This window comes from Ciceribacter ferrooxidans (genome assembly GCF_004137355.1).
Taxonomy (GTDB): Bacteria; Pseudomonadota; Alphaproteobacteria; order Rhizobiales; family Rhizobiaceae; genus Allorhizobium; species Allorhizobium ferrooxidans.
Map to the genome: position 1 here is coordinate 122,451 of NZ_SDVB01000238.1, position 15,182 is coordinate 137,632.

Here is a 15,182-nt window from a genome sequence, read left to right on the forward strand (position 1 = left end):
GAGAGCGTTGACAGACGGACAGAAGCCTTCGGAACGTGGTCGTGGGCGCCCGAAGAAGGGCAGGGAACTGGATGTTGATGCGCTGTTCGAGGCCGCGGTCGCCAATTTTGCGGAATGGGGTTTCGAACGTGCGTCGCTCAGAAAGATCGCCGGTCAGGCCGGCGTCGACGTCGCACTGATTTCCTATCGTTACGGCTCAAAACTGGCGCTCTGGATGGCAGTGGTCGACGCCGTCGCGGAGGAGACCCTCATCCGCATCCGCGAGTCACAGGAACTCTGCCGTGAACTTCCGCCGAATGAACAGATGGATCGTCTCTGCAGAGAGATGGTCGATCTCGTCGGCGCCCGCCCGCTCTTCGCGCAGCTTCTGATCAGCGAAATCATGACGAATGCGGACAGCGAGCGGAAGGCGCTGATCGAAGAACGGCTTGCCCGGCCGGTCTATGAGCTGCTGCTCGGATGTGTCAGGACGATACGGGGGCCGGATGATGGCCCCCGGGAGGTTGACACGGGCCTTTCGCTGATTGCGGCAATGTCCATGATCGGCTCTGTCATCTCGACGCAGATTTTCTTTCAGCGGTTGATTCCGGCTGCGGGAGACAAGCAGCAACTGTTCAGGCAGTTGGCCGTTCTGATGCGTCGGCTGATCTGACCAGCGCCGCTCCAGATTGCCGGCGGCGGTGGCTATCGGTTGCGACCTTCATCCCCACATGCGGTGAGCGACGACTTCCGCATCGGGATAAGGCTCGCAATGCTGTCGTCAGTCGAGAGGGTGGCGCGTGTGCACTAGCTGTACAATCTCAGGAGGTTGTTCATCCTTCAGGGTCCTCGGCTGGAGTTTGGCGACTGCAGCCTAAACCTCTTCCGGATGAACAACCTCTTGAGATTTCACAGCTAGCGGCAGGTTCGCGCCCTCGTATCTGGCGTGGTCTGCAGCCCATTCGCATCCCATAAATGGACATGTCATGCTAGTGCGAAACGGCATGTTAAAGCCAGACGCGACCATTCGGTGGGCCGGGCAATACGCCGCCCGCCAGGCTGGGGACGCATCGATAGCTGAGCGCTGCAGCACCTCCTTATCATTTCTTTATCTCCGCCCCGGCTCTTCCCAATCGAAAACTGACGCGTGGTCGCCGTAGCGTTCGCCTGTTCCAACAGGAGAATCCGGACATGTCCGACATTGTCTTTCTGACGCTGGGCTGCGGCACGCTATTGCTGCTTGTGCTCTACGCCCGCGCGCTCGAGCGGCTATAAGGAGGCTGTCATGTTTGAGCCTCTCATCGGCCTCGTGGTCGTCATCGCGCTCGGCGCCTATCTGGTGGCGACGCTTCTGCGGCCCGAACGTTTCTGATCTAGAGCCTGTCATGACTATCATCGGGTGGCTCCAGATCAGCCTTCTCTTCATCGCGGTCCTCCTCGTCATCAAGCCGCTCGGGCTCTACATGGCGAAGGTGTTTTCCGGCGAACGCACCTTCCTTTCGCCCGTGCTCGGGCGGATGGAAAACGACCTCTACCGCCTCGGCGGTATCGAGCCCGGCAGGGAGCAGAGCTGGCTCGCCTATACGACCGCCATGCTCGTCTTCTCCCTGGCGGGCTTCGTCATCCTCTATGCAATCCTGCGCCTGCAGGCCTTCCTGCCGCTCAATCCGCAAGGCTTTGCCGGCATGTCGCCGGATCTTGCCTTCAATACGGCGGTTTCGTTCGTCACCAACACCAACTGGCAGAATTACGCCGGCGAGACGACCCTCAGCCATTTCAGCCAGATGGCCGGCCTGACGGTGCAGAACTTCCTGTCCGCCGCCACCGGCATGGCGCTTGCCGTCGCTTTCACCCGTGCCTTCGCCCGGTCGAAGGTCGCGACGCTCGGCAATTTCTGGGTCGATGTCACCCGCGCGACACTCTATGTGCTGCTGCCGCTCGCGATCGTCGTCGCGCTAGCCTTTGTGGCGATGGGGCTGCCGCAGACCCTCGATCCGTCAGTGACGGCCACGACGCTGGAAGGCACGCAGCAGGTCATCTCGCTCGGACCCGTCGCCTCGCAGGAGGCGATCAAGCAGCTCGGCACGAACGGCGGCGGCTTCTTCAACGCCAACGCCGCCCATCCCTTCGAAAACCCGACGGCATTCTCCGATTATCTGAACATCTTCGCCATGCTCTCGATCTCGGCGGCACTGGTCTACAGCTTCGGTCAGATGGTCGGGAACCGGCGGCAGGGCTGGGCACTGCTGGGCGCGATGGCGATCCTGCTGGTCGGCGGCGTCGCCGTCACCTACTGGGCAGAGGCCCAGGGCAATCCCATCCTGACGGCGCTCGGCGTCGACCCCTCCCTCGGCAACATGGAGGGCAAGGAAGTCCGGTTCGGCCAGGCCATGACGGCACTCTACGCCGCCGTGACGACAGGCCTTTCAGACGGCGGCGTCAACGGCATGCACGGCTCCTTCACCGGTCTCGGCGGCCTCGTCCCGATGTTCCTCATCCAGCTCGGCGAAGTCCTGCCCGGCGGTGTCGGTTCAGGTCTCTACGGCATGCTGGTCTTTGCCATTCTGTCGGTCTTCGTCGCCGGCCTGATGGTCGGGCGGACGCCGGAATTCCTCGGCAAGAAGATCGACGGCCGGGAGATGAAATACGCGATGCTCGCCGTACTCATCCTGCCGCTTGCCATCCTCGGCTTCACCGCAGTATCGGCCATGCTGCCCTTCGCCGTCGCCAGCATCGGCACGTCCGGTCCGCACGGACTGTCGGAAATCCTCTATGCCTATACCTCGGCCGCCGGCAACAACGGCTCCGCCTTCGGCGGGCTCACGGGCAACACGGCCTGGTACAACACGACGCTCGGGATCGCGATGCTTCTCGGCCGTTTTGGCTATGTCGTTCCGGTGATGGCGATCGCCGGATCGCTCGCCGCAAAAGTCAAGGCCCCCGCCTCCGCCGGAACATTCCCGACGGACGGATCGCTCTTCATCGGACTCCTGATCGGCATCATTCTCATTCTCGGCGGTCTTCAGTTCTTCCCCGCGCTCGCGCTCGGTCCGGTCGCGGAGCATCTCGCGATGCTGGCCGGCCAGACTTTCTGAGGGAATCTCATGTCTCACAAACCTCCAAGTCCCAGCCTTCTCGATCCGGCCATCCTTTTGCCCGCAGCGAAGGACGCCGTCCGCAAGCTCGACCCGCGACAGCTCGTCCGCAACCCGGTCATCTTCGTCACCGAAGTCGTCGCGACCCTTGTCACACTGCTCTTCCTGCGGGATCTCGCCGCCGGTCCGTCGGTGGCATCCTTCTCCGGCCAGATTGCCGCCTGGCTGTGGTTTACGGTTCTCTTCGCCACCTTCGCCGAAGCGGTCGCCGAAGGGCGCGGCCGCGCGCAGGCGGACAGCCTCCGGCGCGCGAAATCCGAACTTGTCGCGCGCAGGCTCTCTTCGGGCGGCGTGACGGAGATCGTGCCGGCGACCAGTCTGAAGGTCGGAGACCTCGTTCTCGTTGCCGCCGGCGAACTGATCCCGGGCGACGGTGAGGTCATCGAGGGTGTCGCCTCGGTGAACGAAAGCGCGATCACCGGGGAGTCCGCGCCGGTCATCCGCGAGTCCGGCGGCGACCGCTCGGCCGTCACGGGCGGCACGCAGGTGCTGTCCGACGAGATCAAGATCAGGATCACCGTCGCGCCGGGCTCATCCTTCGTCGACCGCATGATCGCACTCATCGAAGGCGCGCAGCGTCAGAAGACACCGAACGAGATCGCGCTGTCGATCCTGCTCTCCGGCCTGACACTGATCTTCCTGTTCGTCTGCGCCGCGGTCTGGGGTCTCGCGGGATATTCCGGCACGGTGCTGTCGGTCACGGTTCTCGCCGCGTTGCTCGTGACCCTGATTCCCACGACGATCGGCGGGCTGCTGTCAGCAATCGGTATCGCCGGCATGGATCGCCTGGTGCGCTTCAACGTGATCGCCACGTCGGGTCGCGCGGTGGAAGCAGCCGGCGATGTCGATACGCTGCTCCTCGACAAGACCGGCACGATCACCTTCGGAAACCGGATGGCAAGCGACTTCATCCCCGCTCCCGGGGTCAAAACCGGCGAACTGGCCGAGGCCGCGCTTCTTGCGAGCCTCTCGGACGATACCCCCGAAGGCCGCTCGATCGTCGCCCTCGCGACGGGCGACTTCGGCATTCCCATGCCCGATGCCCGCCTCGATGCCGTCATCGGCTTCACCGCCGAAACGCGCCTTTCCGGTGTGGATCAGGGTGGCCGCAGGCTGCGCAAGGGTGCCATCGACGCCGTCCTGAGGTTTGCCAGCGTCGCGGAAGAGGATACGCCCGCCGAGTTCCAGAGGGCCGTCGATGCGGTCGCCCGCGGCGGCGGCACGCCGCTCGGGGTGGTCGACGGGGGGCGGCTGCTCGGCGTGATCCATCTGAAGGATGTGGTCAAACCGGGCATCAAGGAACGCTTTGCAGCGCTTCGCGCCATGGGTATCCGGACTGTGATGGTCACCGGCGACAACCCCGTGACTGCAGCGGCGATCGCCTCTGAGGCGGGTGTCGACGACTTCCTCGCCCAGGCGACGCCTGAGGACAAGCTCGCCTACATCCGTCGCGAGCAACAGGGAGGACGCCTGATTGCCATGTGCGGCGATGGTACCAATGACGCGCCTGCGCTCGCCCAGGCCGATGTCGGCGTCGCCATGCAGACCGGCACGCAGGCTGCGCGCGAGGCTGCCAACATGGTCGACCTCGATTCGAGCCCGACTAAGCTCATCGAGATCGTCGAGATCGGCAAGCAGCTTCTGATGACACGTGGGTCCCTGACGACCTTTTCGATCGCCAACGACGTGGCCAAATATTTCGCCATCATTCCTGCGCTCTTCGTCGTCACCTATCCGGCGCTCGATGCACTCAACATCATGCGCCTTGCCTCGCCGCAGTCGGCCATTCTTTCGGCCGTCATCTTCAACGCGCTGATCATCGTGGCGCTGATCCCACTCGCGCTCAAGGGTGTGGCCTACCGCCCGTCGGGCGCGGCCGCGCTGCTTCGCCGCAACCTCCTGGTCTACGGCGTCGGCGGCCTGCTGCTGCCTTTCGCCGGAATCAAGGCCATCGACATCGCCGTCAGCGCACTTCATCTGGTGTAACCATGCTCAAGCATCTCAGACCCGCCCTCACTCTCGTCGTGACCATGACCGCGCTCACCGGTCTTGCCTATCCGCTGGCGATCAACGGGATTGCCCAGGTCGTGCTTCCGGTTCAGGCCAATGGCAGCCTGATCGAGCGCGACGGCAAGGTCGTCGGCTCCTCCCTGATCGGGCAGAACTTCACATCCGACCGCTATTTCTGGCCCCGTCCCTCCGCGACAGGGCCCGAACCCTACAATGCGGCTGCATCCTCCGGCTCGAACCTCGGCGCAACGTCCGTGAAACTTCGCGACCGCGTGGCGGCCGACATGGAGAAGCTCAAGGGCGCGGGGATCGGAGAACGCGTTCCCGCGGACGCCGTCACGGCGTCCGGCTCGGGCCTTGACTCGCATGTCTCTCCCGCCTACGCGATGGCACAGGTAGCACGCGTCGCGAAAGCGCGTGGCCTGAGTGAAGCCGCCGTCAGGGATCTCGTCGCCCGGCAGGCGGAGGACCGCATACTCGGTTTCATCGGAGAACCACGCGTGAATGTGCTGGAACTCAATCTCCAGCTCGACGCCTTGAAGACATGAGATGATTGATGGCGGACAAAGACCGCGATTTGGACCGAAGGCCCGATCCGGATGCCCTGCTTGCACTGGCGACGGAAGGCCGCCGGGGCAAGCTGACCGTATTCCTGGGCGCGGCACCCGGCGTCGGGAAGACCTATGCCATGCTGACGCGCGCGCGGCGACTGAAGGAAGAAGGAACCGACATTGTCGTCGGCCTCGCGGAGACGCATGGGCGCTCGGAAACCGCCTCCCTGCTTCGTGGTCTGGACGTTCTTCCCCGACTGAAGGTGCCATACAAGGGAAGAGAGCTCGAAGAGTTTGACCTCGATGCAGCCCTCGCGCGGCATCCCCAGGTCATCGTCGTCGACGAGATCGCCCACAGCAACCCCGAGACCGCACGCCATCCGAAACGGTATCAGGACATCGAGGAACTGATCGCCGCCGGCATCGACGTCTGGACCGCCCTCAATATCCAGCACCTGGAAAGCCTCTCGGACCTCGTTGCCGATATCACCGGCGTGGTGGTGCGCGAAAGACTGCCCGATACCGTCCTGAAGAACGCGGACGAGGTCGTGCTCGTCGACCTGCCGCCAGCCGAACTGATCGAGCGGCTGAAGGAGGGAAAGGTCTACGTGCCGGAGAGCGCCAAGCGCGCCACGGAGAGATTCTTCAGGCTCGGCAACCTGACTGCTCTCCGCGAAATCGCCCTGCGGCGTACGGCCGACCGGGTCGATGACCAGGTCGTCGCCTATCTTCGGCAGAACGCAATCGAGGGAACCTGGTCATCCGGCGAGCGTCTTCTCGTCTGCATCGGACCTGGCGCACTGTCGGAAAAGGTCGTTCGGGTCGCGAGCCGGCTGGCAACCGGCCTCAATGCGCCCTGGACGGTCGTGACGGTAGAGGCGGCGGACCGCGAAACCAACGACGTCGCGGCGCTGCGCCGGGTGGAGGAGACCTTTCGCCTTGCTGAACGGCTGGGTGCGGAAACCAAACGCATCACCGGCAACGACTTCGTCCGGGATATACTTGCCTTCGCGCGCAAGGAACATGCGACCCAGATCGTCATCGGGATGTCACGCCGCAGCGGGTGGCGCCATCTCTTCCGACCGTCGCTGACGACAGCGCTCGCGAAACGCGCCAAGAGTATCGGCATCCATCTGGTGACGGCGGAAAAGACACAAGAGCCGCAAACCGCGAAACGATCCCGCCGGTTCGAGTTTGCCGGCGTACGCCGGTCGGCTGCAACCGCCATCGTGCTCGTGGCAGCCACGACGGCGCTCGGTCTGCTCATCGACCGCGTCGTGATGCTCCCGAACATCTCGCTGCTCTTCCTTCTCGCGGTCCTCGGCGCAGCCGTTCACGCCGGCTATGCCGCGGCCCTGTTCGCAGCTTTGCTGTCGACATTTGCCTATAATTTCTTCTTCATCGATCCCCGGCACACGCTGACGATTGCCGCCCCGCATGAGGTCTTCGCGCTTTTCGTCTTTCTCACCGCGGCCGTGATCGCCGGTAGTCTTGCCTCGCGTATTCGCGAGCAGGCTGACGTCGCAAGCGTGCGCGCCAATGCACTCCAGTCGCTCTACGACTTCTCGCGCAAATTGTCCGGCACGGCCAAGGCCGACGACGTGCTTTGGGCTGCGGTCACACAGCTTCACTCGAGCCTGAAGCGCAGCGTCGTGATCCTGACCCCCAGCGGACCTGATCTGTCCGTCGCCGCAGCCTGGCCACCCGACACCGACCTCGGGGTCTCCGACGTTACCGCCGCCCATTGGGCCCACGACAAGCAGGAACCCGCCGGCAGCGGTACGGGGACGTTGCCGAGCAGCCAATTCCAGTTCCGGCCACTCACGAGCCCCCACGGCGTAGTCGGGGTGTGCGGCTACGCATGCAGCGATACTCCCCTGGACATCAATGCGGAGCGGGCCCTGTCGGCGATTCTCGACCAGACGGCGACCGCAATCGACAGGGCGCGCCTTGCCGAGCAGGCGGTCGAGCAGTCGGCGCGCCTTGAAGGCGAGCGCTATCGCGAGGCTTTGCTCTCTTCCATTTCCCATGATCTGAAGACGCCGCTTGCGACGATCACGGGGGCCGTTACCAGCCTGCGCCAGCTCGGCCGGAAGATGAGTGCCGAAAGCCGCGACGATCTCCTCCAGACGATCGAGGAGGAAAGTGCCCGGCTCGCCCGCTTTGTCGGCAACCTGCTCGACATGACCCGCATCGAAGCCGGCACGTTGAATGCAAAAAGAGACTGGGTCGACGTCGGCGACATGGTGCGCTCCTCGGTCGACCGGGCGCGAAAATACTTCCCCGGCCAGAGCATCGAAACGGGCATTTCGCCGGATCTGCCTCTCTTGCGCGGCGACAGCGTCCTCCTGGGACAGGTTCTGTTCAACCTGCTCGACAATGCGGTGAAATACGGCGGTGGCGAACCGGTCAGTATCTATGCCCGGCGTGACGGCGAGGATATCCTCGTCTCCGTGACAGATCTCGGCAAGGGTGTTCCGGCGGAAGACCTGGAACGCATCTTCGAGAAATTCTACCGCCGCGGCCGGAGCGACGGCAGGTCACTCGGAACGGGTCTCGGCCTGTCGATCGCACGTGGATTCGTCGAGGCAATGGGCGGCCGCATTTATGCCGAAAGTCCGGCGCTGAAAAAGAGGGGAACACGTGTCGTGATGCGTTTTCCCGCAGCCGAAACGCCAGCTGAAGTACAGACCCGATGACAGCCCATCGCATTCTGGTCGTCGACGACGAGCCGCAGATCCAGCGTTTCCTGAGGCCGGCCCTGTCGGCGGCCGGCTACGATGTCGTCGAAGCGGGGACCGGCCAGGAAGCCCTGAGATCACTGGCGACTGCGGCGCCCGACGTCATGATCCTGGATCTCGGATTGCCGGATATGGACGGCAAGGACGTCATCGCCAATGTGCGGGGATGGTCCGAGATTCCGATCATCATCCTGTCCGCACGCGGACACGAAAGCGAGAAGATCGCTGCGCTCGACCTCGGCGCCGACGACTACATCGAGAAGCCGTTCGGCATTGGGGAACTGACTGCGCGCATCCGCACGGCGTTGCGGCACGTGGACCGGACCGAAGTCGCCGCTCCGGCAATCGCGGCGGATGGGCTCCTGATCGACAGCGTGAAACGTCTGGTCACACGCGGCGGCGAACCGATCAGGCTGACGCCGAAAGAATACGACCTTCTGCTTCTGCTTGCGAGGCATGCCGGGCGCGTCGTTACCCACCGGACCTTGCTCACGTCCGTTTGGGGACCGGCCCACGGCGAGGACCTGCACTATCTGCGGGTCTTCATCGGCCAGTTGCGTCAGAAAGTCGAACGCGACGCGTCCTCGCCCAGTATCATCCTCACCGAACCTGGGGTCGGCTATCGTTTCCTCCGCGACGGCGACCACGATCAGGCGGCGGGTTGAACCCCAGGCGAATCGACGCGATCGGCGGACATCCGACAATCGGCGTCTTTATCTTTTCTTTATGTGCATCCGCCAATTCCCAATGGAATCCTTAGCCCGGCAAACGCACTATCCGTGAAGTTGACGGCTTGTGGCCGTCGCGCCGAACGCAGGACGACTCACCCAACCTGTCGCGTGGCCTCGCCCATCCGAACAACACGCCGGTCCCCATCCGTGACTGTCGATCGCATCCGCTTCATTCTTTTCCTCAACGGACTGCTTTTGTGGCCATTGGCCACCATGATGCTGTTGCCGGCCATGATCGATCTGATCGATCGCAATACGGCCGATGCGCTGCGTTTTCTTGCTATGTCCGCGATGACGGCCATGACCGCCAGTCTGCTGGTGTTTGCTTTCCGTCAGGAGGGGACCAGCTTTTCGGATCGGCGGACCGGCTTCCTCATGACCGCAAGTGCATGGGTGGTCGTCTGCGTTTTCGGGGCGCTTCCACTCCTTGGAGGTTCCGGCGAGGTGAGCTTCACCGACGCCATGTTCGAATCCGTATCGGCGCTGACCACGACGGGGTCGACAGTTCTCTCCGGTCTCGACGACATGCCCCGTGGCATCCTGTTATGGCGGTCCCTGCTGCAATGGCTCGGAGGGGTCGGGATCATTGCCATGGCGATGAGTTTCCTTCCGACGCTGCGTGTCGGAGGGATGCAGCTCTTCCTCTCGGAATCCTCCGATATCTCCGGGAAACCCTTTGCCAAGGTCAGCCAGATCGTCCGGAGCATCCTGGTGGTCTATCTCGGCCTGACGCTTGCCTGCGCCGTCGGCCTGATGCTGGCGGGCATGCCGACCTTCGACGCCGTCAATCATGCGATGACAACGATCGCAACCGGTGGCCTCTCAACCAAGGACGCCTCCATCGGTTACTACCGGTCGGTGCCGATCGAGGTGGTCACCGAGATATTCATGGTGATGGGCGCTTTGCCGCTGGCATCCTATGCCATATTCATCGCGCATCGCGGCAAGAGGCCTTTCATCGACGAGCAGATCAAGGCCTTCATCTTCGTGCTCCTCGCAGCAATCGGACTGTCGACAACCTGGAACGTGATGCAGGGAATGGAGCCTCCGACTGCGCTGCGCCTGTCCGCGTTCAACGTGACGTCGGTCCTGACCGATACGGGCTTCGCGACAACCGATTTCTCGGCTTGGGGAAGCTTTGCAGTCGGCCTGTTCTTCCTCCTCTATCTGATCGGCGGCTGCGCGGGTTCCACCGCGGGCGCGATCAAGATATTCCGGTGGCAGGTCCTGTTCCTGAGCGTGCGACGAAGCCTCCAGTTGATGATCTACCCCAACGCCGTTGCCCGTGTCCGTTATCAGGGCAATCCATTGAGTGACGACGTCATCAACAACGTCCGGAATTTCTTCTTTCTCTACATTCTGACACTGCTCGTTCTCTCGCTCGGCGTGATGGCCACTGGCGTCGACTTTCTCTCGGCGACCACATCGATCGCCCAGGGCATGGCGAATGCCGGACCCGGCCTCGGTCCGCTGGTGGGGCCTGCGACCACCTTTGCAGCCATTCCCGACACAGCCAAATGGTTGGTAATGGCGGCGATGCTTCTCGGCCGGCTGGAACTTCTGACCGTCTACGTGATGCTGATGCCGGCCTTCTGGTCACGGTAGGAGGAACGATTTCAGCTTATGCGGAAGGTCTATCCATCGTCGGACTTCTTTGTCTCCGAAAGACGAGGCCCGGCGAAACGGGTTGACCACAGGCGGGATAAGGCGATGACAGAGATCCGGACGGGCCCGTGCCGGCGCATTGGTCTGCCCGAGAGCAGCATCACCGCCCGCGCAGTTCGTTCTACGGCCCTAACTCTGGCGGGAAACCGCGCGTGAACGCATCGTCGTACCCGACGGCCATGCCGCCGACGGGCGAGGGCGATAAGCCAGTTCTTTGAAAATAAAGGGGAATTGGTAGCGGGAGAGGGACTTGAACCCCCGACACGCGGATTATGATTCCGCTGCTCTAACCACCTGAGCTACCCCGCCACAGGCACCGTGAAGAGGTCATTTCGACCACCCCGGCGTCAGGATGAGCGGCTTATAAGGTGCCGCTCCCGTTGGTGTCAAGCGCCCGATCATCTTTTTGAGGCGCTTTTGCAATCTCGTCCGCCGGTGGCCTTTTGCGGCCATTCTGCGCGGCGTTTTCCGGCGCTTTCGCCCTCAGGCGGCGGCAGGTGCCGAAAGCAGCGCCTTCAGCGAAGCCTCCGCCGGGGCGGAGCGTTCGGAACGTTCGATGAAGCCGCCGCCATAGACGCGGGCATCGGGGCCGGGGGCCGAATAGAGCACGCAGGCCTGTCCCGGGGCGACGCCGGCCTCGCCGATTTCGAGGTCGACATAGACGCCCCTGTCGTCGGCGTGCAGCACCGCCGGTGCGGGCGGGCGGGTCGAGCGGACCTTGGCGAAGCAGGCGAAGCCGTCGGCGGCTTCTTCGCGAAGCGTCTGGTCGCCGAGCCAGTTGATGTCGCGCAGATACACCCGGCGGGTGTCGAGCGCTTCCTTCGGGCCGACGATCACGCGCCGCGAGCGGGCGTCGAGATAGACGACGTAGAGCGGCTCGCCGGTCGCGACGCCGAGACCCTTCCGCTGCCCGATCGTGTAGTGGAGGATGCCCTCGTGATGACCGAGCACGCGGCCGTCCATGTGCACGATGTCGCCGCCGAGCGCCGAATTCGGCCGGAGCTTGGTGATGATGTCGGCATACTTGCCCTGCGGCACGAAGCAGATGTCCTGGCTGTCGGCCTTCTTGGCGACGACGAGCCCCATTTCCTCGGCGAGCGCGCGCGTTTCGGCCTTGGAGAGGCCGCCGAGCGGGAAGCGCAGGTAATCGATCTGTTCCTGCGTCGTCGCGAACAGGAAATAGCTCTGGTCGCGCTCGCTGTCGACCGGACGGAAGAGTGCGCGGTGGCCGGGATCGTTCGCCAGCGGCATCGCCCGCGAGCGGATGTAATGGCCGGTCGCGAGCGCATCGGCGCCGAGTTCCTTCGCGGTCGCGAGCAGGTCGGCGAACTTGACCGTCTGGTTGCAGGCCACACAGGGGATCGGCGTCTCGCCGGCGACATAGCTTTCCATGAACGGGTTGATCACCGTGTCGCGGAAGCGCTGTTCGTAGTCGAGCACGTAATGCGGGATGCCGAGGGTCTCGCAGACGCGGCGGGCGTCGTCGATGTCCTGTCCGGCGCAGCACGAACCGGCGCGGTGGACGGCGGCGCCGTGGTCGTAGAGCTGCAGCGTGATGCCGAGGACGTCGTAGCCCTCGCGCTTCAGAATGCCGGCGACGACCGAGCTGTCCACCCCGCCCGACATGGCGACGACGACGCGCGTATCTTCGGGCCTCTTGTCAAAATCCAGTGTGTTCACGGGCGGTCCGCCAGTCTTGAAATCGGTAACGGGTGTCTCTGGCAGGCCTTTGTCGCCTGCCGCCGGGGCGCACAGTCGCGCTCGTCCGGCCAGTCCGGGATCTTAACCCGATCGTCGCAGGGATATAGAAAGGAATGTCCCCGCACGCAAGGGGGCGGTGATTCGCGGGCTCTCCCGCGACAGCTACACGAAGAGGCGCGACGCGATGAACCCGGCCCTTTCCCTCGCCGTGACGGAGGAGCGCTTCCCCGTCGCCGGCGCCTTCACCATTTCGCGCGGCTCGCGCACCGAGATCCGCGTCGTCACCGTCGAACTTTCCGATGGGACGTTCCGCGGACGCGGCGAATGCGTGCCCTATGCCCGTTACGGCGAGACGGTGGAGGGAGTCGCCGAAACGATCCGCTCGCTCGAGGACGATCTCCGCCGGGGTCTCGACCGCGTCGCCCTGCAATCGCGCCTGCCGGCGGGAGCCGCACGAAACGGGCTCGACTGCGCCTTCTGGGACCTCGAAGCCAAGCGCGCGGGCCGGCCGGCCTGGCAATGCGCCGGACTTGCCGCACCTCTGCCCGTCGAGACCGCCTATACGCTCTCGCTCGACACGCCGGAGAAGATGGCGGACGCCGCCTCCCGCAATGCCGGGCGGCCGCTGCTGAAAGTGAAGCTCGGGGGCGAGGGCGACCTCGAACGCATCGAGGCGGTGAGGGCGGGGGCGCCGCGGGCGAAGATCATCGTCGACGCCAACGAGGGCTGGACGGTCGAGCAGTATCTGGCTCTGGCGCCGACGCTCGTGCGGCTCGGTGTCGCGCTGGTCGAGCAGCCGCTCGCCGCCGGAAACGACAGTGCGCTTGCGGAGATCGAACGCATACTGCCGGTCTGCGCCGACGAGAGCTGCCACGACCGGACCTCGCTTGCGCATCTTTCCGGCAAATATGACGCGGTGAACATCAAGCTCGACAAGACCGGCGGGCTCACCGAGGCGCTGGCGCTCCGGGACGAGGCGATCGGGCAGGGGTTCGACATCATGGTCGGCTGCATGCTCGGCACCTCGCTCGCCATGGCGCCGGCCTTCCTCGTCGCGCAGGGCGCGCCCTACGTCGACCTCGACGGGCCGCTGCTGCTCGCCTCCGACCGCGACGATCCGATCCGTTACGAGGGCTCGCTGATGCAGGCGCCCGATACGGCGCTCTGGGGCTGAGCGGCAGGTGCGCATATCGATGACAGAGGAAGAGGGGCAGGGGCAGGCAATGGACAGCGACGAATTCCGCATGTGGTCGCGGCGGGTGGCGGATTGGGGCGTCGACTATCGCGAGAGCCTCCGCGAGCGCCCGGTGCGCGCCAGAACGAAGCCCGGTGACATCGCCCGGCAGATCGCCGACTCGGCGCCCGAGGCGGGCGAGCCGATGGAGGTGATCTTCGCCGATTTCGAGCGGATCGTGCCGGACGGACTGACCCACTGGCAGCATCCGCGCTTCTTTGCCTATTTCCCCGCCAATGCGGCGCCGGCCTCCGTCGTCGCCGACTATCTGGTGACGGCGATCGCCGCGCAATGCATGCTCTGGCAGACTTCGCCGGCGGCGACCGAAATGGAAACGCGGGTCGTCGACTGGCTGCGCCAGGCGCTCGGCCTGCCGGTGGGTTTTGCGGGCGTCATCCAGGATTCCGCCTCGACCGCGACGCTTGCCGCCGTCCTGGTGATGCGCGAGCGTGCGCTGAAATGGGCGGGTAATCGCGAGGGGTTGTCCGCGCACCCGGCGGTGCGCGTCTACGCCTCGGAGCAGGTGCATACCTCGGTCGACCGCGCGATCTGGATTTCCGGCATCGGCGCCGACAACCTCGTGCGCATCCCGACCAAGGGGCCACTGCACGGCATGGACCCGGAGGCGCTCGATGCGGCAATCCGTGCCGATCTGGCAAACGGCCTTCTGCCCGCGGGCGTCGTCGCCTGCACCGGCGGCACTTCGATCGGCGCCTGCGATCCGATCGACCGGGTGGCCGAGGTCGCCCATGCATACGGCCTCTATCTGCATGTGGATGCCGCCTGGGCCGGCTCGGCGATGATCTGCCCGGAATTCCGTACGCTGTGGGAAGGGATCGACGGGGCCGATTCCATCGTCTTCAATCCGCACAAGTGGCTCGGCGCCCAGTTCGACTGCTCGGTCCAGTTCCTCAAACACCCCGAAGAGCAGGTTCGCACGCTCGCCATCCACCCGGAATACCTGAAGACGCACGGCCATGACGGCATCATCAACTATTCGGAATGGTCTGTGCCGCTCGGGCGCCGCTTCCGGGCGCTGAAACTCTGGTTCCTCATGCGCCACCACGGCCTCGAAGGCCTGAGAACGATGATCCGCAACCACGTTGCATGGTCGGTCGAACTCGCTGGACGGCTTGCGGCCGAGCCGGACTTCGAGATCGTCACGGAGCCGGTGCTGTCGCTCTTCTCCTTCCGCCACAGGGGCGGGGAGGATGCGGACCGGCACAATCTCGCGCTGGTGCAGGCGATCAACGACGACGGCCGCATCTATCTCACGCAGACGCGCGTCGCAGGCGCGATCGCCATCCGCTTCCAGGCCGGGCAGTTCGACATGACCCGCGACGACATGGAGGTGGCGTTCGCGACGATCACCGAGGTTGCCCGCAGTCTGAAATGACGCGGCGTGGCGGGTTCGA

Annotated in this window: 11 protein-coding genes and 1 tRNA gene; 10 read left to right on the forward strand and 2 right to left on the reverse strand. The window is 64.4% G+C overall.

The features are described 5' to 3' along the window. Window positions 1-7 precede the first annotated feature (7 nt). The 8 genes from EUU22_RS11500 to EUU22_RS11535 all read left to right on the forward strand — a co-directional run bounded on the left by EUU22_RS11500 (window position 8) and on the right by EUU22_RS11535 (window position 10,772). Window positions 8-652: a TetR/AcrR family transcriptional regulator gene (locus tag EUU22_RS11500; RefSeq protein WP_165351153.1), complete on the forward strand. Its 645-nt coding sequence runs from the start codon at window positions 8-10 to the stop codon at window positions 650-652. Between the two features lie 567 nt (window positions 653-1,219). Then, window positions 1,220-1,351 (forward strand): K(+)-transporting ATPase subunit F, encoded by a 132-nt coding sequence (gene kdpF / locus EUU22_RS11505; protein ID WP_205687897.1) that lies wholly within the window; start codon window positions 1,220-1,222, stop codon window positions 1,349-1,351. Between the two features lie 13 nt (window positions 1,352-1,364). After that, window positions 1,365-3,074 carry a potassium-transporting ATPase subunit KdpA gene (gene kdpA, locus EUU22_RS11510; protein ID WP_129332137.1) on the forward strand — a complete coding sequence of 570 codons (1,710 nt, stop codon included), beginning with the start codon at window positions 1,365-1,367 and terminating at the stop codon, window positions 3,072-3,074. A gap of 9 nt (window positions 3,075-3,083) precedes the next feature. Continuing rightward, complete coding sequence (gene kdpB, locus EUU22_RS11515) at window positions 3,084-5,120, forward strand: potassium-transporting ATPase subunit KdpB (RefSeq protein WP_129332138.1); 2,037 nt, start codon at window positions 3,084-3,086, stop codon at window positions 5,118-5,120. A 2-nt stretch (window positions 5,121-5,122) separates the two neighbouring features. Continuing rightward, the gene (gene kdpC, locus EUU22_RS11520; RefSeq protein WP_129332139.1) at window positions 5,123-5,692 is read left to right on the forward strand and encodes a potassium-transporting ATPase subunit KdpC; all 570 of its coding nucleotides are present in this window, start codon (window positions 5,123-5,125) and stop codon (window positions 5,690-5,692) included. A gap of 8 nt (window positions 5,693-5,700) precedes the next feature. After that, window positions 5,701-8,394 (forward strand): ATP-binding protein, encoded by a 2,694-nt coding sequence (locus EUU22_RS11525; protein WP_129332140.1) that lies wholly within the window; start codon window positions 5,701-5,703, stop codon window positions 8,392-8,394. Then, a complete protein-coding gene (locus EUU22_RS11530) occupies window positions 8,391-9,101 on the forward strand; it encodes a response regulator (protein ID WP_129332141.1) in 711 nt (236 codons plus the stop codon). Before EUU22_RS11525 ends, EUU22_RS11530 begins: the two co-directional genes overlap by 4 nt. A gap of 213 nt (window positions 9,102-9,314) precedes the next feature. Then, a complete protein-coding gene (locus EUU22_RS11535; RefSeq protein WP_205687898.1) occupies window positions 9,315-10,772 on the forward strand; it encodes a TrkH family potassium uptake protein in 1,458 nt (485 codons plus the stop codon). A 292-nt stretch (window positions 10,773-11,064) separates the two neighbouring features. Here EUU22_RS11535 and EUU22_RS11540 read toward each other — a convergent pair. Both EUU22_RS11540 and mnmA read right to left on the reverse strand, forming a co-directional pair. Then, window positions 11,065-11,141 (reverse strand) — tRNA-Met (locus EUU22_RS11540). A gap of 174 nt (window positions 11,142-11,315) precedes the next feature. Next, window positions 11,316-12,512 (reverse strand): tRNA 2-thiouridine(34) synthase MnmA, encoded by a 1,197-nt coding sequence (gene mnmA, locus EUU22_RS11545; protein ID WP_129332142.1) that lies wholly within the window; start codon window positions 12,510-12,512, stop codon window positions 11,316-11,318. A gap of 205 nt (window positions 12,513-12,717) precedes the next feature. Between mnmA and dgcA the strand changes: the two genes are divergently transcribed. Together dgcA and EUU22_RS11555 are read left to right on the forward strand one after the other, a co-directional pair. After that, a complete protein-coding gene (gene dgcA / locus EUU22_RS11550) occupies window positions 12,718-13,707 on the forward strand; it encodes an N-acetyl-D-Glu racemase DgcA (RefSeq protein ID WP_129332828.1) in 990 nt (329 codons plus the stop codon). A 49-nt stretch (window positions 13,708-13,756) separates the two neighbouring features. After that, complete coding sequence (locus tag EUU22_RS11555; RefSeq protein ID WP_129332829.1) at window positions 13,757-15,163, forward strand: pyridoxal phosphate-dependent decarboxylase family protein; 1,407 nt, start codon at window positions 13,757-13,759, stop codon at window positions 15,161-15,163. Window positions 15,164-15,182: the final 19 nt, after the last annotated feature.

Bases quoted from the DNA above. Each gene is read 5' to 3' on its own strand.
- kdpA (WP_129332137.1), top strand. From the start codon at position 1,365: ATGACTATCATCGGGTGGCTCCAGATCAGCCTTCTCTTCATCGCGGTC.
- kdpB (WP_129332138.1), top strand. From the start codon at position 3,084: ATGTCTCACAAACCTCCAAGTCCCAGCCTTCTCGATCCGGCCATCCTT.
- kdpC (WP_129332139.1), top strand. From the start codon at position 5,123: ATGCTCAAGCATCTCAGACCCGCCCTCACTCTCGTCGTGACCATGACC.
- EUU22_RS11525 (WP_129332140.1), top strand. From the start codon at position 5,701: ATGGCGGACAAAGACCGCGATTTGGACCGAAGGCCCGATCCGGATGCC.
- EUU22_RS11530 (WP_129332141.1), top strand. From the start codon at position 8,391: ATGACAGCCCATCGCATTCTGGTCGTCGACGACGAGCCGCAGATCCAG.
- dgcA (WP_129332828.1), top strand. From the start codon at position 12,718: ATGAACCCGGCCCTTTCCCTCGCCGTGACGGAGGAGCGCTTCCCCGTC.
- EUU22_RS11555 (WP_129332829.1), top strand. From the start codon at position 13,757: ATGGACAGCGACGAATTCCGCATGTGGTCGCGGCGGGTGGCGGATTGG.